General features: G+C 61.2%; 16 protein-coding genes. 6 read left to right on the top strand and 10 right to left on the bottom strand.

Annotated elements, in window-relative coordinates; genetic code table 11:
* Nucleotides 1-61 precede the first annotated feature (61 nt).
* On the bottom strand, nt 62-1,744 hold the full coding sequence (locus tag NIBR502771_RS09730) for a glycosyltransferase family 39 protein (RefSeq protein WP_141159581.1): 1,683 nt from the start codon (nt 1,742-1,744) through the stop codon (nt 62-64).
* Nucleotides 1,741-3,033 carry a glycosyltransferase family 2 protein gene (locus NIBR502771_RS09725; protein ID WP_246839861.1) on the bottom strand — a complete coding sequence of 431 codons (1,293 nt, stop codon included), beginning with the start codon at nt 3,031-3,033 and terminating at the stop codon, nt 1,741-1,743. Before NIBR502771_RS09725 ends, NIBR502771_RS09730 begins: the two co-directional genes overlap by 4 nt.
* A 638-nt stretch (nt 3,034-3,671) precedes the next feature.
* On the opposite strand from NIBR502771_RS09725, the gene NIBR502771_RS09720 reads away from it, so the two are divergent.
* Nucleotides 3,672-4,088, top strand: coding sequence for a hypothetical protein (locus NIBR502771_RS09720; protein WP_141159580.1), 417 nt, complete (start codon nt 3,672-3,674; stop codon nt 4,086-4,088).
* Between the two features lie 77 nt (nt 4,089-4,165).
* Here NIBR502771_RS09720 and NIBR502771_RS09715 read toward each other — a convergent pair whose 3' ends face one another.
* Together NIBR502771_RS09715 and NIBR502771_RS09710 are read right to left on the bottom strand one after the other, a co-directional pair.
* Nucleotides 4,166-4,519 carry a hypothetical protein gene (locus tag NIBR502771_RS09715; RefSeq protein ID WP_141159579.1) on the bottom strand — a complete coding sequence of 118 codons (354 nt, stop codon included), beginning with the start codon at nt 4,517-4,519 and terminating at the stop codon, nt 4,166-4,168.
* Between the two features lie 385 nt (nt 4,520-4,904).
* The gene (locus NIBR502771_RS09710) at nt 4,905-5,606 is read right to left on the bottom strand and encodes a GntR family transcriptional regulator (protein WP_141159578.1); all 702 of its coding nucleotides are present in this window, start codon (nt 5,604-5,606) and stop codon (nt 4,905-4,907) included.
* Nucleotides 5,607-5,910: 304 nt separating this feature from the next.
* Between NIBR502771_RS09710 and NIBR502771_RS09705 the strand changes: the two genes are divergently transcribed.
* Genes NIBR502771_RS09705 through NIBR502771_RS09690 form a run of 4 tightly spaced genes read left to right on the top strand, consistent with a single transcriptional unit; the run spans nt 5,911 to nt 9,668 of the window.
* Nucleotides 5,911-6,741, top strand: coding sequence for an ABC transporter substrate-binding protein (locus tag NIBR502771_RS09705; RefSeq protein ID WP_168225737.1), 831 nt, complete (start codon nt 5,911-5,913; stop codon nt 6,739-6,741).
* A 4-nt stretch (nt 6,742-6,745) separates the two neighbouring features.
* Complete coding sequence (locus tag NIBR502771_RS09700; protein WP_141159576.1) at nt 6,746-7,708, top strand: amino acid ABC transporter permease; 963 nt, start codon at nt 6,746-6,748, stop codon at nt 7,706-7,708.
* Nucleotides 7,705-8,469 (top strand): amino acid ABC transporter ATP-binding protein, encoded by a 765-nt coding sequence (locus NIBR502771_RS09695; RefSeq protein WP_141159575.1) that lies wholly within the window; start codon nt 7,705-7,707, stop codon nt 8,467-8,469. The genes NIBR502771_RS09700 and NIBR502771_RS09695 overlap by 4 nt, the downstream gene beginning before the upstream one ends.
* A gap of 23 nt (nt 8,470-8,492) precedes the next feature.
* On the top strand, nt 8,493-9,668 hold the full coding sequence (locus NIBR502771_RS09690; RefSeq protein WP_141159574.1) for an alpha-hydroxy acid oxidase: 1,176 nt from the start codon (nt 8,493-8,495) through the stop codon (nt 9,666-9,668).
* A gap of 942 nt (nt 9,669-10,610) precedes the next feature.
* Here the strand turns inward: NIBR502771_RS09690 and NIBR502771_RS09680 are convergent.
* The 6 genes from NIBR502771_RS09680 to NIBR502771_RS09665 all read right to left on the bottom strand — a co-directional run bounded on the left by NIBR502771_RS09680 (nt 10,611) and on the right by NIBR502771_RS09665 (nt 18,403).
* Nucleotides 10,611-13,169, bottom strand: a complete 2,559-nt coding sequence (locus tag NIBR502771_RS09680) for a hypothetical protein (RefSeq protein WP_141159573.1) — start codon at nt 13,167-13,169, stop codon at nt 10,611-10,613.
* 206 nt (nt 13,170-13,375) lie between these two features.
* Nucleotides 13,376-14,623 carry a MinD/ParA family protein gene (locus NIBR502771_RS09675; protein WP_246839860.1) on the bottom strand — a complete coding sequence of 416 codons (1,248 nt, stop codon included), beginning with the start codon at nt 14,621-14,623 and terminating at the stop codon, nt 13,376-13,378.
* A 222-nt stretch (nt 14,624-14,845) separates the two neighbouring features.
* Nucleotides 14,846-14,968 carry a hypothetical protein gene (locus tag NIBR502771_RS21120; protein ID WP_256371470.1) on the bottom strand — a complete coding sequence of 41 codons (123 nt, stop codon included), beginning with the start codon at nt 14,966-14,968 and terminating at the stop codon, nt 14,846-14,848.
* 2 nt (nt 14,969-14,970) lie between these two features.
* Nucleotides 14,971-15,123 carry a hypothetical protein gene (locus NIBR502771_RS20720; protein WP_168225736.1) on the bottom strand — a complete coding sequence of 51 codons (153 nt, stop codon included), beginning with the start codon at nt 15,121-15,123 and terminating at the stop codon, nt 14,971-14,973.
* A gap of 916 nt (nt 15,124-16,039) precedes the next feature.
* Nucleotides 16,040-17,260, bottom strand: coding sequence for a hypothetical protein (locus NIBR502771_RS09670; protein ID WP_141159571.1), 1,221 nt, complete (start codon nt 17,258-17,260; stop codon nt 16,040-16,042).
* Nucleotides 17,261-17,581: 321 nt separating this feature from the next.
* Nucleotides 17,582-18,403, bottom strand: a complete 822-nt coding sequence (locus tag NIBR502771_RS09665; RefSeq protein WP_141159570.1) for an MBL fold metallo-hydrolase — start codon at nt 18,401-18,403, stop codon at nt 17,582-17,584.
* Between the two features lie 681 nt (nt 18,404-19,084).
* On the opposite strand from NIBR502771_RS09665, the gene NIBR502771_RS09660 reads away from it, so the two are divergent.
* Nucleotides 19,085-20,656 carry a polysaccharide biosynthesis tyrosine autokinase gene (locus tag NIBR502771_RS09660; RefSeq protein WP_246839896.1) on the top strand — a complete coding sequence of 524 codons (1,572 nt, stop codon included), beginning with the start codon at nt 19,085-19,087 and terminating at the stop codon, nt 20,654-20,656.
* Nucleotides 20,657-21,025 lie beyond the last annotated feature (369 nt).

Here is a 21,025-nt window from a genome sequence, read left to right as displayed (position 1 = left end):
CAGCAGAGGCTGCGGCGTGGGCGAGTCATCGGACGACGGCGGCATCGTCACCATTCGGAGGTCAGGGCTGGACGCTGACCGTGGGCGCCAAATCGGGATGCATCCGCATCCACTCAGGGTCCACAGGGTCCTTGTCCGGGTTGACCTTCAAGAGGCGCACCTGGCTGCCCACCGGCCCCCAGGCCTTCACGAGTTCACCGTGCGACAGGGCTGCGTAGGCCAGTGGGGCGTTTTCCTCGCCCAAAATCTCGCCGCCAACAAAGACTTCCATGCCGCGTCCCAGGAATACGTAGTCCACGTCCTTCCACCCGCCGGGGAGGTTCCTGGCCCGTGCCAGGGGGTCCCGATCCAGCTTGAAGTGCCAGATGGGACCGGACCAGCCGTCGGCATTCCAGCCCATTTTCACAAGGTCGTTCCAGGTGTTGTCGTCCGTGAGGACCCTTGTGTTCCGCGGCAAGTTGGCGTCCACGTAGGCGAGCGCCTCCCGGTACGGAACGTTTTGGTCCTCGGTGACCGCACGGACAGACTCTGCAGCCCAGGATGGCGTGATGACCAGCAGTGACGCCGCCACCATACCCGCCACGACGGTACGGCCAACGTACTGGATGGCCCGGTAGCGGGACGTGGCCGCCTGCCAGAGTTTCCAGGTCGCGAAGACGACGGCCAGGGCGAAGAACGGCAGCGGTGTGACGATGTACATCCCGGGGATATAGCCGCCCCGCAGCGCCACCGCAAAGTAGACCACCGGGACCAGGGCGATGCTTCGCGACTGCCGGAAGAACAGCGCCACCACACTCAGCAGCATGCCTCCGGTCACCAGGTACGGGTCGTGGGACAGCCACCCCTTGAGGATGTTGTTGGCACCGGAGCCTTGGGTGAACATGAAGCCGGCGCCCTCGCGCCCCTGGAGCTGCCACACGATGGCCTCCCAGAGCGATACGTGGCCCGGGCCCGGGAACAGCTCGTTCTTGACTGCCGCGAACAGCAGCCATCCGCTAACCATGAACGCGCCGGTCCCCAGGAATCCCACGAACGAAAAAGCCCGGGTGCGGGCCCACGACGATATGTAAAGGGCAACCAGGATGGCGGGCAGTGCCAGCGCGGCGGTTTCCTTGCTGAGGACTGCCATCCCAAATGCGGCTCCCGCTGCGACATGGTGGTGGAGCTTCGGCTTTCCCGTCACCAGCGCGAAGCAGGCAAGGAGCCACACCAGCGCAATGTTGTCCAGGAAGATCTGCCGCTCCAGGTTAAGGGTGAGCGGGGACAACGCCCAGACCAGTGGCGCGGCGAGCGCCAGGGGCTTGGGGACGCCAATGTTGCGGGCAACCCGGTAGATCATCGCTGCTGATGCGACGGCGACCAGGGTCATCATGCCCCGCCCTGCCGTCGCCGCCGGGATCCCGTCGCCTCCCCAGATCCACTGCAAAGGTTTGAGCAGGACCGCCAACTGTATCCACCCGACCGGAGGGTGGTCGTACCAGTACGTGTAGTGGGCGGTGGTCCCCTGCGTGGCGACCGCCCAGGCCTGGGCGAAGTAGGTGCCTTCGTCGTCGTTGTTGAACTCCGGGTATCCCTGGAGGTTGACGCCGTATAGCACGGCGACGATGCCGAGTACCAGGGCCAGCGGGACCATGCGCAGGAGTCGGACCCGCCGTCGAGCACGCACGGTGGCGGGCGCCCTAACCGGGCCTGCCGCCACCGGCACTGGAAGGGGACGTACGCTGTCCTCGGCGACCGCCGTCATGCTTTGGCCTCCCGCACCCGCGGGTTCAGGAACATGTCGCGGGAGACTCCCAAGTGGGCGCCGGTGTGCGGGGTCTTGTCCCAGCTGAAGTTCCGGCGCTGGTATTTGACGGCGGCAGCCATGGCACAGTACAGCAGAAGCGCCTGGTACATCGGCGTGGAAACGATGAGCAGCACGTAGTCGCGCAGTCCAATGTCGAAGTTCATGTCCCGTCCGAACTCGCGCAGCACCAGGACTTCGAACACCACGGTCAGCAGGAGGGGGATCAACGGCAAGTAGGTGAGCATGACGACGCCGGTGGGCAGCGAGTAGGCCACGGCCGTGACGAAGGCTATGGGCAGGAGGACGCCGGCGAGTGCGATGGCGTGCTGCTGGACGAGTGTCCACCAGCCGTTGAGCCGGCGCTGCAAGGTAGGGAGCTGCTTCCAGTCGCCTTTGGCGAGGACCTGCATGAAGCCGAGGCTCCAGCGCGTCCGCTGCCTGATGAAGGCTGGCACGGTGGTCGGCGCTTCTTCGATCGTTGTCAGTTCCGGATCGTAGACGCACACGATCCGTTTGCCCATGGCCGAGAGGCGCACGCCGATCTCACAGTCCTCGGCGAGGCAGTCAGCATCCCAGCCGCCGATCTGCTCCAGGAGGTGCCGCCAGACGAACACTGTGTTGCCGCCCAACGGGATAAATCCTGAGTTCGCGTGCCCGTGAAGGCGGGAACGGAACCAGATGCGGTACTCCAGGCAGTTACGGAGCGTGAACCACCTGCTGCGGAAGTTGACCAGGTGCACGGCTCCCTGGACGATGTCCGCGCTGGTCAGCTGGAAGGTGGCGTCGATATGGGACAGCAGTCCGGGGGCAGTCAGGGATTCAGCGTCGATGACGCCCACAATGTCCCCCGTACACAGCGCGAGGGCCGAGTTCAGCTGGCGGGGTTTGTTCTTGACGGGGTCGGTGTTGAGGGACACTTTGATGTTCCGGGGGTGGAGCGCGGCAAGCGTTCGAGCGTGCTGTACCGTGCCCGGGTCGTCATCGCCCACCGACATCACGATCTCGACCCACGGGTGGACCTGCGCCATCAACCCCTCGACTGTGGCACTCATAACGTCAAACGGTTCGTCGCGGCAGGGCACAATGATGGAGAAGGAGTGGCGGCCCTGCACGGACCCCGTGGAGACGTTGGTTGCCTGGAAGTTTTCGGGCGTCCTCCAGGCGTGGAGCATCCACCAAAGGGTTCCGGCGCAGATGGCAAACAGCAGGGCTGAACCGAGCAGGAGAAAGAAGATCAGGACGCCCACGCGGCGGCCCTGTTCGCGTGGCCACCGGCGGCCTGGTGGCGGCCAGCCCCGGCCGTGGCACTGCCGGCCATGAGGAAGCGAGAGCCACGCCGCCGCGGCCCAGTTGTGTCAAAGACCAAAATATCCCCCAGCGGATCACACCCAGCTGCCGCAACGGGCACTGGGTCCCAAAAGTCCTGCCGGCACCGTTGGCCGGCAGCAGGTTCAGGGTAGGCAGCGCTAACAGCGTCCCAACACCGAGGCGGGTACTTGTCTTTCGGGCGGGGCGCTACTTGGCATACTCAACCAGCGGGGCGGTGGCGGGGTCGTCTCGCCGCGGGCCGCAGGGCATGACTGTTGCGTCAACACTTAAAAAGTGTGCCGCCGCCTCAAATTTGGGGGATGATGAGGCGGCGGCACTGCATCCAAGGTACCCCCGGTGCGGGACGGGCCAGCCGGGATCGAGGCCCCAGGCCGGAAACCTTGACGATTTTTTTACGCCCGCCTTTCGCACGGCGCACACCCGCGCCCCTCCCGCCCGGAAATAGCTGACAGCATGCACAGCGGCTGCACAGCCCTGCCCTACACCGGCGACAGGAGCGGCCCCAATGCTTGTTGTATTCCCTCCACCTGGAGGACCAACAACGAAGGAGCCCCCCATGAAAACCACCATGAAGTCCACGCTGGCCGGCCTTGCCCTCGCAGCAGCAATCGGCGGCGGAGCCCTGGCAACCACGGCGTTGCCGGCGAATGCCGCCACCACCGACTCCAGCCAGTCGAGCAGCAGCGCGTCCGCGACGCAGGGCCAGCCCCGGGACGAGTCAAAGGGCGGGCACCAGGCCAACGGGATCACGGAAACGCTGCTGACCGGTGATACGGCGACGAAGGTTACCGACGCCGCGCTGGCCGCGAATCCGGGCGCCACTATCCAGCGGGTGGAGAACGACGCCGAGGGTGCTGTTTACGAGGCCCACATCATCAAGTCGGACGGCACTCGCGCCACCGTCTACCTGGATGCGTCCTTCACCGTGACCTCCACGGAGACCGGTGGCCCGGGCGGCGGCATGAAAGGCTGAGGACCCGAGCTGGAAAGAGTCCCAGCCGTGGCGCGTCCGGTGGTCACCGGGCGCGCTGCCGCGTGGACAAGTTCGGCTCAGTCCAAACTGGCGGAACGCCGGATGCTGACGATCCGGACGGCAACTCCTGCCATGACGAGAAAGACTCCGACGGCCATGAGGGTCCAGACTGGCACGGAGTCGGCATCGATGTTCTTGTAGCAAACAGCGGCCGCCCCGATACCGGCCTTCTGCAGGCCTATCAGTTCAGCCGCATGGCTCTCGCGCAGGAGCGGGCTGCCGCAGAGGGGACCCGATGGCTGCAGCCCGATGACGAAACCCAGGATGTACACGTCCAGCCCGGCAGCAACAATCCACATCCACATCCGCCGCCGCCACGGTCCTTTGTCGCGGACCCTGATGGTCTTGGCCGGGGAATCTTGCATCGCCATGGTTCGAGCATAATCCCAGCCGGCACCAGCTTTCCGCCCGGGAGCGCCCAAGACCGGCCCCTTCGCCACGAAGCGTGGCTATTGCCCGGAGCCGGAAGCGCCGTTGAGGTAGTGGTACCTGTCGTAACAGTCACGGGAGCAAAATTCCGCAGAGGGAGTGTGCGGAAGCACCTGGCCGCAAAACCTGCATTTTGGCTCAGGTCGAAAAATCCTAAACACGGTCTTCAGCATGGATGAAGGCTAGGCGCCTGTCCGGCAAATTTGACCAGTAACCGATACCTTATTTTTCAAGCCCGGATACCTGCCGGCCGGGCGGCGCTGTCGGTGTTCATGCAGGTCAGAGCGCATGGACCGGCTTCAGGTGCCCGGGCCTTGACCTACCTCCTCAGCCCTGCTGCCCGAACTTCTGCAGGCTGAGCGAGCGGCTCCTGATCCCCTCGATGTGGCTGTTCATCGCTGCCGTCGCCGCCGCAGGATCGCCGGCCTTGAAGGCATCGATGATGGCCTGGTGCTCCTGCACTGTGTGGTCGCCGCTCATGTCGTTGTGCACCATGAGCCGGAACCGCTGGATGTGGCCCTCGATGGAGCCGTAGGCGCGGAGCAGGAACTCGTTGTCGGTGGCCTCCACGATGCGCCGGTGGAAGTTCTCGTCCGCCTGCCAGTAGGCCCGGTAGCCCGCGAAGGTGTCGCCCCCATGGCGCGACGCCTCAAGGTCGCGGTGGAACTTTTCCAGGTCCGCCACCAGCTCCTCGGTTGCGTTGGTGCAGGCAATGCTGGTGCACGCGGGTTCCAGGATCTGCCGCGAGGTCAGCAGCGCCGCGACGTCGCTGGCTGTCGGTTCGGGGGCCACCTTGTAACCACGCAGGGCTTCGCGCCGGACCATGCCGGTGGTTTCCAGCCGCGCCAGGGCTTCCCGGACCGGCGTGGAGGACACCTTGAAGCGCTTGGCCAGACCGTCGATGCTCAGCGGCGAGCCCGTGGAGATCTTGTCATCCAGCAGCAGGGACAGGATGGCCTCGAACACCTGGTCAGCCAGCATGGGCCGGCCGGGGATGAGTACTTCTTCTTCAGGCGAAGCGGCGTTCATTTCGGAATCCTATGCGAAGTATCGGTCAACGAAGGCAGCGCCAGAGGCGCCTCGGTCACAAAACAATGACCGCTAAAAAGGGTGTTGGCGGAAAATCGTGCATGATGTACGGTACATGATACCGGACCGCGAAGTGATCTGTAACACAGCAGCTGTTGCCCTTCAACGGCTGGAGGACAAACGCCCCCAGCCCTCCTCCCCCAACTCCGAAGGCGTATAGATGATTCAGTTTCGATCGATGTTGGTGACCGCGGCCGCAGTATCCATGGCGAGCCTCCTTCTCTCCGGGTGCTCCAATCCCGAAATGTCCTCTTCCGCCCAGTCCGACTCCCCCAAACCCTCCAGCTCCGCGGAGGCCGTCAAGGTCGACGAAGCCGCCGCGGCAGCGCTCCCCAAGGACGCAAAGGACAAGGGAACGCTGACCGTCACCATGAGCCAGAGCTCCCCGCCCCTGCACTTCATGGCCGCGGACGGGACAACCATCCAGGGCATTGATCCCGAGATCGCCATGGCCCTGGGCCAGACGCTGGGCTTGAAGACGGAGGTCAAGAGCGGGCCGTTCGACGGCATCATCCCCGGCATTTCCGCCGGCAAGTTCGACATGGCCATCTCCCAGATGTCCCCCTCCACCGAACGCATGAAGGTCCTGGATTTCGTGGACTACTACCAGTCCGGCAGCGGCATCGGCGTGGCCCCGGGCAACCCGCAGAAGCTCACCATCGACACCCTCTGCGGCAAGCGCGTGGGCGTGCTGAAGGGCTCCTTCCAGGACCTCAAGCGGCTCCCGGCCCTCTCCAAGGCGTGCACGGACGCCGGCAACCCGGCCATCGAAGCCATGACCTACCCGGACATGCAGGCACCCAACCTGGCCCTGACCGCCGGCCGCATTGACGCCGTCTACATCGACGGACCCACCCTGGGCTACGCCATCAAGCAGGGCGGCCAGATCGAACTGCTCGGCGAAAAAGACGTCTCCCCCGTCAGCATCGGCTTCAAGAAGGGTGCGGGCATGGAGAAGGCCATCGAACTCGGCATGCAGTCGCTGGCAAAGAGCGGCAAGTACAAGGAAATCCTGGACAAGTGGGGTGTAGGCAGCGGTGCCATCTCTGACTTCGCCTTCAACAAAGCGCAGTAGCCCCATGGCCAACACCGCCACGGAACCAAACGCCAAAGCACCGGCCAGCGAAACACTGGACCGGCAGCTGCTGATGGGCCGTCCGCACCAGCGCCACGGCGGGCTGTGGCTCACTGCCGCGATCGTCCTGGCAGCGATCTTCCTGGTGGGCTACTCCCTCGTCACCAACCCGCGCTTCGAGTGGAACATCGTCTTCGGCTGGTTCACCTCGGAGCGGCTGTTCACGGGCCTGCTGCGCACGCTGGGACTGACGGCCATCTCCATGGCCGTGGGAATCGTCGTCGGCGTTCTGCTGGCGCTGGCCCGGCTGGCGCCCAACGCCATTGTGGCAGGGACCGCCGCGTTCCTGGTGTGGCTGTTCCGCGGGGTGCCGGTCTTTGTGCAGCTGCTCTTCTGGGGCTTCATCGCCGCCATCTACCCGCGCATTGCGGTGGGCATTCCGTTCGGGCCGGAGTTCTTCTCGGTGGATGCCAACGTGCTGATTACCCCGTTCATGGCGGCAATCCTGGGCCTGGGCCTGAATGAAGGCGCCTACATGTCGGAGATCGTCAGGGCCGGGCTCCTGAGCGTCAACCGCGGGCAGACGGAGGCGGCCACGGCCCTGGGCATGCGGCGGTTCGCCATCCTGTCCCGGGTTGTGCTGCCGCAGGCGATGAAGATCATCATCCCGCCCACCGGCAACCAGACCATTTCCATGCTGAAGACCACCTCCCTGGTGAGCGTCCTGGCCTTCCCGGAACTGCTGTACTCAGCGCAGCTGGTGTACAGCGCCAATTTCAAGACGATTCCGCTGCTCATCGCCGCCAGCATGTGGTACCTGCTGGTCACCAGCATCCTGAGCCTGGGGCAGTACTTCATCGAACGGCACTTCAACCGCGGCGGGATCACGCCGGGCCGCGGCATCAGGCGGCCGCGCAAGGCCAAACCGGTAAGCCCCGGCATCACCCCAAAGGAGGTCCAGCCATGAGCAACGTGATGATCGAGGCCCAGGGCGTCACCAAGAGCTTCGGGGACCTGGAAGTCCTCAAAGGCATCGACCTCACCGTCCCCAAGGGCAGCGTCACCTGCATCATCGGGCCGTCAGGTTCCGGCAAGTCCACGTTCCTGCGCTGCATCAACCAGCTGGAAACGCTCGACGGCGGGTACATCCTTGTGGAGGGACAGCCGGTTGGCGTGAAGGTCAGGAAAGGCCGGCTGCACGCGCAGAACAATGCCGAGGCGGCGAGGATGCGCGAGAACATCGGCATGGTGTTCCAGAGCTTCAACCTGTTCCCGCACATGACGGTGCTGGAGAACATCTGCGAGGCACCGGTCCGGGTGAAGAAGGAGAACCGGAAGGCCGTCCAGGACCGGGCACGGATCCTCCTGGAGCGGGTGGGCCTCTCCGAAAAGGTCCACGCGTACCCGACGTCGCTGTCCGGTGGCCAGCAGCAGCGCGTGGCCATCGCCAGGGCTCTGGCCATGGAGCCGCGGCTGATGCTGTTCGACGAGCCAACGTCCGCCCTGGATCCGGAGCTGGTGGGCGAGGTCCTGGACGTGATGCGCAAGCTCGCTGACGCCGGGATGACCATGATCGTGGTCACCCACGAGATCGGCTTCGCCCGGGAAGTGGGCGACCACCTGATCTTCATGGACGGCGGCGGCATCGTGGAGCAGGGCGACCCGCGGACGGTCCTGCGCGAACCCCGGCATGAACGCACCAAACAATTCCTGGCGAAAGTCATCTAGCCCAAAGCATTGGAGCAGGACCCTTGAGAAACAAATGGATTGTCAGCATCGATGACTACCGCAAGGCTTCCCGGAAACAGCTTCCGAAAATGATCTCGGACTACTTGGAGGGCGGTGCGCTGGACGAGACCACCATGCGCGCCAACGAGGACCGCTTTGATGCCCTGATGCTCCGCCAGCGGTCAATGGTGGACCTCCGGGGCCTGAGCACGTCCACCACGGTGCTGGGCCATGACCTGGCGATGCCGCTGATGGTGGCACCGATGGGAATGCTCACCATCTTTCACCCGGGCTCGGATCCTGCCGTCGCCAGGGCCGCGGTCAGGGCAGGGTCCATCTTCATCCACAGTGCCTGGGCCGGTTGCTCGCTGGAAGAGGTGGCCAGGGTGGCCCCCGACAACCTGTGGGCGCAGATCGCGTTCTGGAAAGACCCGGCGGAGACCGCCAGCTACATCAGCCGGGCGCGGGCGGTGGGCGTGGAGACGCTGGTGGTGGCGGGCGACGTCGGGTCCTCCAGCAAGCGCGAACGGGACCTTCACCACGGGTTGTCCATGCCGCCGCGCCCGCCGGTGGCGGACTACTTCAACGCCGCCACCCGCCCGGCCTGGCTGTGGCGGTGGCTCACCGGCCGGAAGATGACCTACGGGAACTACCAGATCAACGGCCGCGCGCTGCGCATGGACGAGATGAACAACTGGATGGCGTCCAACAAGAACCCGGGCGCCACCTGGGAGGACTTCGCCAGGCTCCGCTCCGAGTGGAAGGGCAACCTGGTGATCAAGGGCATCATGGACGCCGAGGACGCAGCCCGGGCGGTGGACGAGGGCGCGGACGGCATCTTCGTCTCCAACCACGGCGGCCGGCAGTTCGACTCCCAGCCGGCCACCATTGACGTGCTGCCGTCCATCGTTGACGCGGTGGGCGGCCGGGCGGAGATCTACCTGGACGGCGGCATCCGGCGCGGGCACGACATCGTCAAGGCAGTCGCGCTGGGCGCCAAGGCCGCGCTGGCCGGGCGCCCCTTCGCATACGCCCTCGCCACGGGCGGGGAGCCTGCAGTGGACCGGGTGTTCAGCATCCTGCAGGAGGAGTTCAAGGGCGCCATGGGGTTCGTGGGCAAGGCTTCCGTCGCGGACCTGGACAGCAGCATCTTTGCGGGGCAGGCACAGTCCGCGCCGGCTGACAGCATGCTCGTCTGAACGCCTTCACCGCTCAACAAAGATGCCCGCTTCGTTTCAATGAGGCGGGAAGTTCGGTGTCAGAGACCTCCTGCTGAGGCGTTCACATCGTAGTCATGTCTTCCACTCGTCTGAGCTGATGCACGTGTGAAAGCCCAAACGCCGCGATCCCGCATGTCGCGGCGCCCGGCCACGCGAAGGTGATCGTGATGGTTCCTAGGCCGCCGAATCCGAGGCTGGACGGAACTAGGAAGCAGCAGGAACTGGTGCCGTGCTGTTGCTGTTGCAGTTGTGAAAGTCTGCTGGGGCGGACCTCGAAAGCCGGCACGTCGAAGGTGCGCGCCCGTCAGTAAGGCAGCGGACCGGTCTTTTGCGTACGCTCCTGCTGTCCTCCTGGGGCGTGCTGGGTGGACACGGAGTACCGGTAGGCGCAGCATACCTGCTCTCGGCGCGGGAGACCGGCGCGGCCCGGGCCGTGGGCTGCCTGTAATTTCTGCCCCCCCGTACAACCTGGCGATGTACGGCACCAACGACGTGGTTCGACACGAAGCGGCCTTCCCTAATCTCGCAAGGGGGTGGCGGGCGCTGGACCGAACCATAAAAGCGATCACGCTCCGCGCGGCGATGCCGCCAATGTGCCATTCCCAGCGGCGCCGGCGCTGTTGGGGAGCCCGCTGTCCTGACCGGTGCTGGCGGTAACGGCCAGCATTATCGCGGTGGTGGCCTACAGCCCGTCGGTCCTTCGGGTCAAAGAGCGGCCGTTCCTCGATTCAGCCACGTCCACCACGCACTTCGTGAGCCCTGCGGCTCTGTGGCTGTTGCAGGCCAAGGCGCTATTCACCCGCGCTTTGACGTAACTGGGGGTTCTTACTGTGGGGCGTAGCCATCAGAGCTTGGAGCCGAATTTCAACGTGACGTCGGATCGCGCAATGTCGCTTATGCACCCACCCGACACTGCATTCTCTACCGGCTTGGATTTCTTTTGTAATCGGACACACTTCGCCATGCCTTTTGCTCGGTTCGGTAGCCCAGAACCCCGGCCAGCTCTGCGAGGTGGTTCGAGGTCTTGAGCTCCACGAAGTCCTGATGGCTTCGCGCTGCCACGACTACGTCCGTGAGCAGTCGCTCGCGTTGGCCTTGCGTCGGCTGAACCCCCTTGGTAGTAAACGTCGAACTCAACTTCTGAAGCAGAATGTTGTACTGATAGTAGTCACGCTGTTTTAGCTGTCGTCGGAGTAATTCGACTGCAGCCACGACTTGAGTGGGGTCCGAAAGCTGGTAAAGGACGTCGAACCTGAGCTGCAAGTCTGGATTCTGCCAACTAGCAACATCACTGGGCCCGTTAGTCAACAGCTTGCGAGCAACCTTGAACTCCCCAGCAGCCCTCATAGCCCTTGCTGCACTGCGCCAGGCGCCGCTGACAGCTCCGCCTAAATGAACTGCTATATCCATCAGCTGGTCCTTCGGCAGAGCTCCTCGTTCCAGTTCTTCGGCAACGCGACCGAAGAAATGACTGAGATCGAGCGTCTCTGAATCAATGGCAGCAGTCTTCAGTGGGCCTAGGAGTTGGAGATATTCCCTGTCCGCTAATATCTCACTGCTCAACGCATGGTGCCGGACGCGGCTTGCTCCAAAATTAAAGGCCGCAGCAGGTACATTTACCCATCTTGGATCCTCCCTGCCTTCCGGTCTCAACACCTCAACCATGCTGCTCACGAGTAATTCTTCAACAGCAGCTTCTACGTCAAGGTTTTCCTGGTTTCCGCTTCTACGCTGTACCGCATCCAGTGCTGCCAGAGGAACTACGCTGCGCCAACTACACAGCAAGAGGAAGGTTCGTTGCGCACGCACGCTCAGGCGCTCGAATGAGCGCTGAAACAGCGCGTCAAGGATATCGTCTCGCTTTGCGAGAACTCGTTCAACCTTGTGTATCTTCCGTTCTCGAGCGATGTCACCGAGTACGATTTTTACAACATAGGGATGACCAAAAGTCTCGCGATGAAGTGAGCGCGGGAAGGCTGGATTTGAGTTTACAATCGCAACGATCCCTAATCGACTTGCTGTAGTCTCAACTAATTCTTGAAACTCATCAAACTCCATCCCACCTATGTCGATTGGATACTGTCCTTTGAAGTCAGTAAAGCGTGTTGTTATGAGAAGCTTATTGGGGAGACGCAAGTTAGACTTTAGCGACGCAAATAGGGCTGCTGGCTCGAGTATGGTCTCAAAATTATCGAACACAAAAAGGGTTCTATCACCCAAATTACCCCGTAGTGCTGCCTTGAAGGCTTCCGCCGGCTCGCTAACGTCAAAGCCCATTTCCCTTACAAGCTGCGCGTAGGAGCTGGCGGCGTCCCCAAAACTTAAGACCTTAGGCTTCACAGGGACTGCTCCTTCGGCATCCATAAGGTCTACGTCCCGAGCGCTGAACCAAAGAATAAGATCAAAATCCCCCCGCTCCGCGACCGTGTGCAGAACTTGAAGGGCAGTTGATGTCTTACCGATGCCACCCGGACCACCAAGAGTGATGATAGGGTCCATCTCTGAGTTCAAGAGTTCATCAAGGAGCTCACGTTCAAGTTCAGTTCGTTCTACATAATCCGACTTTCGCGGGGGAAGATTTCCCCAAGTAGACCCCTGTAAATCCAATTGAGCGAGTCCCTCGGATTCGCTTTGTGAAAGTAAGCGGGGTTCGACGCTATATGCATGTCCATCGGACCGCTTATGAGCTCCAGTGACATAGGACAGGGCCTCGAATGTATGGTCTTTATCTTTGTAATGGCCATTTGCAAAAAATACGTCGGTCCCGGCAGGCAAGGCTTCAACGAGGTTAACGGGCAATGCCTTTTCTCCGTGCAGTACGAAAAGCCCAACTTTCGGAAGGACCGCCGGAAGATCATGTTCAACTTGAGAGAAAGACAGGTACCTTGGAGAACCAGCGTGTGTCTCATGGGCCAAGACCCAAGGTAAATTCAAGAGTCCTAACCTCTGTGAGAGTAGCCCTAAAGCATCTGCTAGAGGGGTGACGGCACCAGTAACCTGTCCTAGCACCTGTGCACCGTGATCATATTTGTTCCTGATGTTCGTGAACCGGGTAAAAAAGGAAATAATGGCTGACTTCTCGGTTCGGACAGAGCCGGTAGGTACTCCTAAGGACTGCTCCGCAGCCTCAAGCAGCCTCAAGACCTGCGCTTGCCACTCTTCAGATGCAATACTAAATCTCTGCGTCACCTGCGCCATCAGTGAACTCGCGTCTCTTCTGAAGGCAGTTTTCGCCGGACCGGTAACCAAACGCTGTAGCTCATACGACCATGCGCCAACACCACTGGCACGAACGAGGCTGTACTCAGCTTCGTAACGAAAATGATGGTCGTGCTCGTTATCGAGCAAGGCCAAGGCGTTGACCACGGCGACCTTCGTCAACATTTCACCGTAGCGAAGCAAGGCCTTGAAATAAGCTACGTCCCCGTCCACCGCTTCATTTGACACCCGTTCTTGCATCAGCTCGATAGGCGTACGCATTCCTTTAGGCTTGCACAGAATAAGGCTGTTGTCAGCGCTCCTCGGGCAGGAAATTATTTAGTTCACAAAGATTCGCATTGCTACCTGCTCACGCTTACTTCCGAAGCCACAAATGTTGATTTCGCCCGTTACACGATAACGAGGCGGATGCGCTCCGTCGTGAGCGGTTGCCTCGCCCTCCTGCCGGCACTGGTTGCCGCAGCGGACTAGCGGTATCCGTCCACAATCGCCGCCGCAATCTCCCGGTAGGCCCGCCGCGTCTCGGGCTTCAGCACGTCAAGGGTAACCAAATCACCGTCGGCCACACCACGGTCATGCGGGACGGCAATGAGCTCGCGGCAGATCCCCGACAGATGCTCCTCGATGGCGTCCTTGTCCACGCGGGAGGACACCTCGTCCTTGTCCGTGATGACCACAATGGCGTTGCGGGCCAGGTCCTCGTACCCGTGGCTGGCCAGCCAGTGCAGGGTGCTGCGGGCCCGCTTGGCGCCGGACACCGCGTAGCCGGCGGCGATCACCAGGTTGTCCGCGGACTGCAGGATCCCGCTCATCGCGTTGTGCGTCACGCCGGTACCGCAGTCGGTCAGCACCACGGAGTAGTAGCTGGAGATCAGCTTGCGGATTCGCAGGTACTCCTCGGCCGTCAGCGAGTCCGACACCTCCGGGTCCTGCTCCCCCGCGATCAGGTGCAGCCGACCGGCATGGTGCATGTACCGGGCCAGTGAGGTCAGCGAATCGATGGATTCGATGTTTTCCAGCAGGTCGGTGATGGTCCGCGGCGATGACTGCTGGTAGATGCCCTCACCCAGTGCGCGTTCCACCAGGTCGCCGGAGTCCGGGTTGGCGTCAATGGCGCAGGGCGCGTCGCCGCGGTATTCGGCCAGGGTCAGGCCAACGCCCACCGTGGTGGAAGTCTTGCCGATGCCGCCCTTCAGGCTCAGGACGGCGGTGTTGTAGCTGCCCTGGAGCTGGCGTGAAATGCGGCGGGCCAGTTCATCCTCCTGGCGCTGCTTGGGCCCGGGGCCCAGGTTCCACGCGCCTCCGGTCAGCTTGTACAGCGCTCCGCGGAAACCACCCACCGGGCGGGGTTTCTGCTCCTTGACGAACAGGCCGGGCGAGCTGATGAAGTCCGGCATGGGACTTTCGGCGATTTCGTCAGCCACGGTGGGCCGGCTCCGGCGGAAGGCCGGAGCGTCCGACGCCGGTGCGGCAGCTTCCGCAGCAGGTTCGCCGATGCGTCCGGCCAGTGGAGTGGCGGGCGGCACGGAAGCGATGGGGGGCGCAGAGGGTGCGGCTGCGGGAGGAGCTGGTTGCTTTGCGGGCTGTGCCGGGGCCGGGGCGCGGGACGGTTTCGTGGCGTCGGCCGCGGCAGCCGCTTCAGCCCAGGAGGACCGGCGCGTCACCGGCTTCCCGGCGTCGTTGGAACTGGTCATATCGGGCGTTACGGCTGGCATGGTTCCTGTCCAGGCATCCTGCACTGAGCCGTCGGCGCGACGAAGGTCGCGGCGTCGGCGCAGCTGCGGCTGCCCTGCATCATCTGCTGGGGCGCCTGCATTCTGATCCGCCGGATGTGGCATGTCTGTCCCCCCGGACGTTCTCGGCAAACGGTTGTGCGGCACTGGTTCAATCAGTAAGTCTAGGGGGTCCGGCAGGAGAGCTTGCCCAGTATCCGCCGGTCAGCGGTGGTGAATCAGAGCGGCGAAGACCACGGCCACAGTGAGCACCGAGAGGACTGCAAGGATGGCGTAGCCCACCCATTTGGGACGGCCTTTGTGGGGGTTGATGTCGACATACGGCATAGTCAGCGTTGATAACCTCTGGGTGCGGGTGCGGACCGGACGGGGATCCGGAGTGCGCGGCGCTTGAGCCGCAGCATTTGGTACAGGACGGCAAAGGGAACGAGCAGGGTGCCGAGCAGGCCGCTCAGGGCGATGGCATAGTCCGAAAAAGCCACAGAAGCCTCCATTGGTAAGTAGTCTTTCCGTCCCCCATCCCCACCACCCAACCATGAGTCAACAAAATTGACAAATAGCGTCAAAAACTCAAGGTTCCCTCAAGATCGCTGCTGCCGACTGAGTCTCGGGCGCGTTCACGCACGTAGCTGTCGCCGTCCACGCCAGGGCGCCGACTCGGCAATGAAGTGAGCACAGTCCCCGGCTGCTATGTGGACCGAACGCACGACGTCCCGCCAGGGACACCGGAGTTTGCCGCCCTGTATACGGACGACGGTTGCACCCACGTTGTGGCGAACGAACTACACGCCCCCTCATTACCCCCGGCTATCACTTTGGACACGGGCGACAACACAGGACAACATAGCCCCGAACATCCTGCCGATCGACACCCACGGCCTCAACATCATTTGCCCGATAGACACACTCTTCCAGATACAGTGCGTCCACATAACTGGTCCGACCTGACCAGGCACTTGTCACGGCATAGACGCAGAAACGAAAAACTCTGGCATCCATATCCGGGCAAAAGCACGCGACGCGGACACGACCCAAGATAAGCGGCGTGCCTAGCTCAACCACGGTGGACAATCACGTCGCGGCGGACCTGAACAACTGCGTCGAAGGCCGCCAGGAACCAATCGGAGACGTCGGGTACCGGCCTACTCGCTGGCGGCTAGCTGTTTTCCCTGCCGCCATCATGAACATCTCAGTTGCACCGATTTTCGCGCCTATCGGCACCGATCACGCATCGGCCGGCATTTCGCCCTCGTTGTCCTCTACTCTACGGCCGGTATTCGCGTCAGTGCGACGAGCCAGTAAACGTGGACTCCCGTGTCGATGTCCTAGTGACAGTTGTCAGGAGCAATAGCACATCGGGCCCGGCGAAGCCGGCGTAACGTAGCGATGACGTAGCGGTCAGAGGCGACGGACCGGCAAACGGTCCTTCGTCGCCCAACCGGGTAGACGTTTGTAAACAGACTTCGGCAGGGACTTCCCCCGGGGGGACGCTACCAACATCGCGTCAATGGGTAGACGCTGGCTCGCGATTAGCGGACTGGTGTACCGCAGGATCAGGTACCAAAAGTAAATGGCGAACATGTTCTCAATTCGAAGCATGATGCTTTCCGAGTTGAAGTAAATACAAGTGGCAATGATGAACGCGATTTCGACGTGCCTGCCAGCTTCGAAGAGGTTCATGACGGCCCGGAAGTACATGATGAAGAACAACACACAAAGGATCGCCCCGCCTCCGACCATCAGGTGAATCCACGAGTTGTCCACGATGGTCACAGCGCGGTCGAAGTACTTTACCGACGTGCTGAGGAAAAAATCGGAGAGCCCAACATTTTCGAAGAACCGCTGAAATAGTCTGGGGCGGAAGCTCCAAAGTATGTTCGCGCCTGAGTCCTGGTACACGCTCGCCAGGTAGAAAGCAAAAAACAGGAATGCGACGGGCAGCATCGCCGCCGCGAACCGGAAGAGCCACATGCGGCTAAGCAGCGGGACAACGAATAGCAGCAAGACGAAGGCGACGAACGCGTAATATCCGCCGCGGGCATCCGTCTGCTGGAAAAGGTATGACGCGGCTGCGGCGCTGCCAACAAGGACCCAAAGGCGTCCCCGCAAACGGTACTTGTAGGCGTAGGCAATGGTCATCACGCCGGCTCCGTAGACGAGATTGTAGAAGAACGGGACGCCGTTGGTGCCGTAAGTATGCCGACTGCGCGGTTCCAGGATGACGTCAGTGGTGACGTGTCCGGCAAGGAAGACGAACACCAGCGCCAGCGAGACCAAAGAGGCGAGCATCAAAATCTTCTCTAGCTTGCGCTCCTCCATAGCGAACATGGCGACCGCCAAGATGAACACGAAGATGTACGAGAGTTGGTCCATGTTCTGCCTTACAGCCAGCAAGACCAAGGAATAAAGGATCAGCAGAATGATCCCGGTGCTAACCCGGGCATTGCTGAAGATGATTCCGACGATGACCAACCCTAATGCGGCGATCCGAACGATGTTCTTTAGAGCCGAGTCGTCCGTCGTGACAGTTTGGATTAGCACCGCGTTAATAGCGATGGCGAAAAGGCAGAGGAAGATGACCGGCGTCATTCTGGGCCGGGTGTGTGACGACTGGTCCATCACTGAAGAGTGTCGGTGTGATGGTGAGCAGGTGTCCCGATTATAGACATTAGCGCATTGCCCCAACCACGCCACCGACGACGTTACCTGTAGTCAGCCTCATGAGGGTGACAACGGAAACGACAAAGATGTGGCTATACATCTTTTCTCCCATGTCCTCTAATGTACCGTCCAGACAACCTACGCCCTTACGAGGTCCGGGGGCGAGAAAACCTGTCGCGTTGCCACCCGCGCCCTACAACGGCATTAAGCGACGCCGATGCAGTCTCTGGTATCTAATCATCAGCGGACACGCATCGTCGTCATTCGCAAACCCTACTGCTAATCGCTCGTTTCACCGCGAGTCTCCTGCAGACGCCTGATAAACCATCTGGACTGCTCCGGCCCGTAAGGCAGCACTGGAATGGCTTTGGTCGCGTCGTTGGGGGTGTCGCGGATCGACTGGCGGGCCTGGCGGACGGCAGTGGTCATGGTGTTGGCCATTGTTTTGACGAACTGGTCGCCGCACGGCTCGCCGTGGCCGGGGACCAGGAATTCGTAACGGTGGCGCAAAGCGGAGATATGTCGGAGCGCGTCTGCCCATTCCTCAGGATATGAGTCCTCGAACGAAGGGTGGGCGCCCTGCTCCACAAGGTCACCAACGTACAGAGTGGTGGGCGTTCCCACGAGAAGATCACCATCGGTGTGTCCGCGGCCCAAGTAGAACAGGGTTGCAGTCAGACCGCCGAGGTCCACCAGGACGGGCTGGTCCCTGACAATTGCGGTGGGAACTACAACCTCCACGTCCTTACCGTTCCCGGCGGCCATTTCAGGTTCCAGCGTTCCAACGTGCCGGCGCTGCAAGTTACCACGCTGCTCAATCTCGGTGGCACAGTTTCGGTGCGCCCAGAATTCGGTGACGCCGGCTCGGGCAAAGACAGCGTTGCCGAAGAAGTGATCGTAGTGGGCGTGGGTGTTTACTACAACGAGAGGAAGGTCAGTCTTCTCCCTGACCGCATCCAAAATTTCGCGCCCCTGGCGGGGACCACACCCAGTGTCGATGACCATGGCTCGTTCGGAGCCGACGATCAAGCCCGTGTTCAGCAGGGATCCTTCAGTGATCAATACATAGTTGTCCGTGCCGACTTCGAGCGATTCCGACATTGTTTCTTCGTACCTCCGGGAAAGCGGTGTGCGTTCGTCCTGGTCCACGATTGTACCCACGCGAAGTCGTCAATCGGGTGACGAGCTCGCCGTGCGGCAGCACGCCGGAGACAACAAGTAGAAGTCGTGTTTCCTCTTGTAACGAGCAAAAAAGATCATCGTGCAATACGCACGGAGGACTTCAGGTCCTCGGGGACGTCAAACCCTTGCCGGGGACGGCCAACGCGACCATGGCATTGGGTAGGACCATCTTGATAGCGGCCCAAGTAGGGTAACCGTCCCCCTGTTGCCAATATTGACAGCCATGGCCGCGATGGCGACCGTTCCCGAGTATTCTTGATCCAATACTCCTCAACCGCATCGCTCCCGGCTCTGGAAGGCCGATTCGGCCTTGTCCGCATTTACTGCAGCTGAGTCCGGAAGGAATCGGACGGCCGTGACTCGGCTTGCGAGGTCGCAGCACCCAGGCAACAATTCCAGCCGAGAACTTGAGCGTCCTATGCAAGTCGCCAAGTAGTTGGTTGACTGCAGCATCCTGAGATCAGGCGGGTCACTACAAAGCGTCTACCATGTCAGAAGGCCTACGCTGCCCCGTCAATGGAGTGAGCCACCAGCTGAGGGCGGCTACAATGGTCCATATTCGCGTGCGCAAACCACCCACAGATGGATCGCAACGGCGGCATGAGTTATCGACACAGGGGGACCACGGTTTTGGATCTAAGCGCTCAGTTGCTCATCTTGCGTCGCGGTTGGGTTACCGTGGTCGCGCTCGCTCTAGCAGGACTCTTAGCCGGCGGCGCAGCCTCTGTGCTAACAAAGCCTACCTACACAGCCGAGACGCAATTGTTCGTAGCCATTCAAAGCTCCGGGACTGTTCAAGAACTCCAGCAGGGAAATACGTTTACGCAAGCTAGAGTTCAGTCCTATGTGAAAACCGTGGATTCACCCATAGTTTTGCAACCCGCTATCGATGCACTGGGCCTAGCAGTGTCCGCGGAAGAACTCGCTCCCCGAATTTCGGCAAAAACCGATCTGAATACGGTCCTCATTACGATTTCTGTCAACGATGGATCACCGGTGCAAGCAGCGGCCATCGCAGAAGCTGTCGCAAATAGCCTGGTCAAAGCAGTAGATTCGCTTGAAAAGCCGAAGACAGGCGGCTCCTCGCCTGTCAGCCTTTCAGTCATCAAGCCAGCAAAGGCTCCTGCAACACCGTCCGCTCCAAACACACGGTTGAATTTGCTGGCGGGTCTGATCTTGGGGCTCGCTCTCGGTATCGGAACAGCGATTCTTCGCGCTAATCTCGATAAACGCATTCGCGGCGAAGAGGACGTGCGACGTCTGTCCGATACGCCCGTCCTCGGCGCGATCTCCTTTGATCCCGAAGCTGCAGTGGCACCGCTGGTAACTAGCGGCGGTTCACAGCATCGACGCTCTGAAGCGTTCCGGCAACTTCGAACAAATCTTCAATTTGCAAATGTGGCTGGAAAAGCTAAGTCAGTACTGATCACTTCGTCGCTTCCTGGGGAGGGCAAAAGTACTACCGCCACCAATTTGGCCATCACACTTGCACAGGCGGGCCAGTCAGTTTGCCTGGTTGATGCCGACCTTCGACGTCCGATGGTCAACGAGTACCTCGGCTTGGACAGAAACGCCGGATTGACGACGGCTCTAGTTGGAGCTGCAGATGTCAGCGATTTACTTCAACCGTGGGGTGAGGACGGCCTCTACGCCCTAACGTCGGGTCAGATCCCACCAAACCCCAGCGAACTGCTCGGTTCGGCCGATATGCAGCTATTACTGGCTCGCCTCGAAGATAGCTTTGACAACGTCATCATTGACGCTCCACCACTTTTGCCCGTTACGGACGCAGCCGTGCTAGCCCAACTCGTCGGCGGCGTAGTCTTGGTTGTTGGAGCGCAGAAGCTTAAGCTCCATGATCTGGAAAAGTCTCTCGCAAGCCTTAGGCTTGTTGAGGCGAATCTACTCGGCGTGATCCTGAACCGCCTTCCAGTAAAGGCCCGCGGAGCTTATGACTACGAGTATTATTCTCATGAATCTAAGCCGCGACAGGGCCATGAAAGCACGAAGTCGAGGCGTGCTCGCCGGGCAACGACCCATGTCGATATTGCACAAGCAGATTTAGAACACCGACCCACTTCTCCCAATGGTCGACTAGTTGAGCACGATCATGAACCCGAAGAACGTTCTGCCACTAGATTTCCTTCCGATCGGTTCACTCGGAAGTATTAGTCAAAAAACGAAAATCCGTTCCGGAACCGTACGTCGGTACTATTTGAGGGTTCATTGGCCACTAGCCTTAGGAACTGGTAGAGGAGCAAATGAGCCCCACGAGCCTCTGTCAAATATCTTTAGGTGGCACCGCTGGTTTGGATAGCTGTTACCGTGCTTCGGGTATACGACACCTGCCCTTGACTTCTTCGATCAGGCCGGCGCAACGTCCGCTGCAATGCTTCACTCCGGTTCTGTAGAGCACTGGCCTGCTGGTGAAGGTCACCCGAGCGCTGGTACTGCGAAGGTCCGAGCTGCGACCGGCCTACCTTCTTCGAATAGACCCACAGGTCCCGCGCCAGGCACCCACTTCATTAGTAGTCTCCTGAA

Source organism: Pseudarthrobacter sp. NIBRBAC000502771, from assembly GCF_006517215.1.
Taxonomy (GTDB): Bacteria; Actinomycetota; Actinomycetes; order Actinomycetales; family Micrococcaceae; genus Arthrobacter; species Arthrobacter niigatensis.
Note: the sequence above shows the minus strand (reverse complement) of the source record. Positions and strands in the feature narration are given on the sequence as shown.

Bases quoted from the DNA above. Each gene is read 5' to 3' on its own strand.
- NIBR502771_RS09730 (WP_141159581.1), bottom strand. From the start codon at position 1,744: ATGACGGCGGTCGCCGAGGACAGCGTACGTCCCCTTCCAGTGCCGGTG.
- NIBR502771_RS09720 (WP_141159580.1), top strand. From the start codon at position 3,672: ATGAAAACCACCATGAAGTCCACGCTGGCCGGCCTTGCCCTCGCAGCA.
- NIBR502771_RS09715 (WP_141159579.1), bottom strand. From the start codon at position 4,519: ATGGCGATGCAAGATTCCCCGGCCAAGACCATCAGGGTCCGCGACAAA.
- NIBR502771_RS09710 (WP_141159578.1), bottom strand. From the start codon at position 5,606: ATGAACGCCGCTTCGCCTGAAGAAGAAGTACTCATCCCCGGCCGGCCC.
- NIBR502771_RS09705 (WP_168225737.1), top strand. From the start codon at position 5,911: ATGTCCTCTTCCGCCCAGTCCGACTCCCCCAAACCCTCCAGCTCCGCG.
- NIBR502771_RS09700 (WP_141159576.1), top strand. From the start codon at position 6,746: ATGGCCAACACCGCCACGGAACCAAACGCCAAAGCACCGGCCAGCGAA.
- NIBR502771_RS09695 (WP_141159575.1), top strand. From the start codon at position 7,705: ATGAGCAACGTGATGATCGAGGCCCAGGGCGTCACCAAGAGCTTCGGG.
- NIBR502771_RS09680 (WP_141159573.1), bottom strand. From the start codon at position 13,169: ATGCGTACGCCTATCGAGCTGATGCAAGAACGGGTGTCAAATGAAGCG.
- NIBR502771_RS09675 (WP_246839860.1), bottom strand. From the start codon at position 14,623: ATGCCAGCCGTAACGCCCGATATGACCAGTTCCAACGACGCCGGGAAG.
- NIBR502771_RS21120 (WP_256371470.1), bottom strand. From the start codon at position 14,968: ATGCCGTATGTCGACATCAACCCCCACAAAGGCCGTCCCAAATGGGTG.
- NIBR502771_RS09670 (WP_141159571.1), bottom strand. From the start codon at position 17,260: ATGGACCAGTCGTCACACACCCGGCCCAGAATGACGCCGGTCATCTTC.
- NIBR502771_RS09665 (WP_141159570.1), bottom strand. From the start codon at position 18,403: ATGTCGGAATCGCTCGAAGTCGGCACGGACAACTATGTATTGATCACT.
- NIBR502771_RS09660 (WP_246839896.1), top strand. From the start codon at position 19,085: ATGAGTTATCGACACAGGGGGACCACGGTTTTGGATCTAAGCGCTCAG.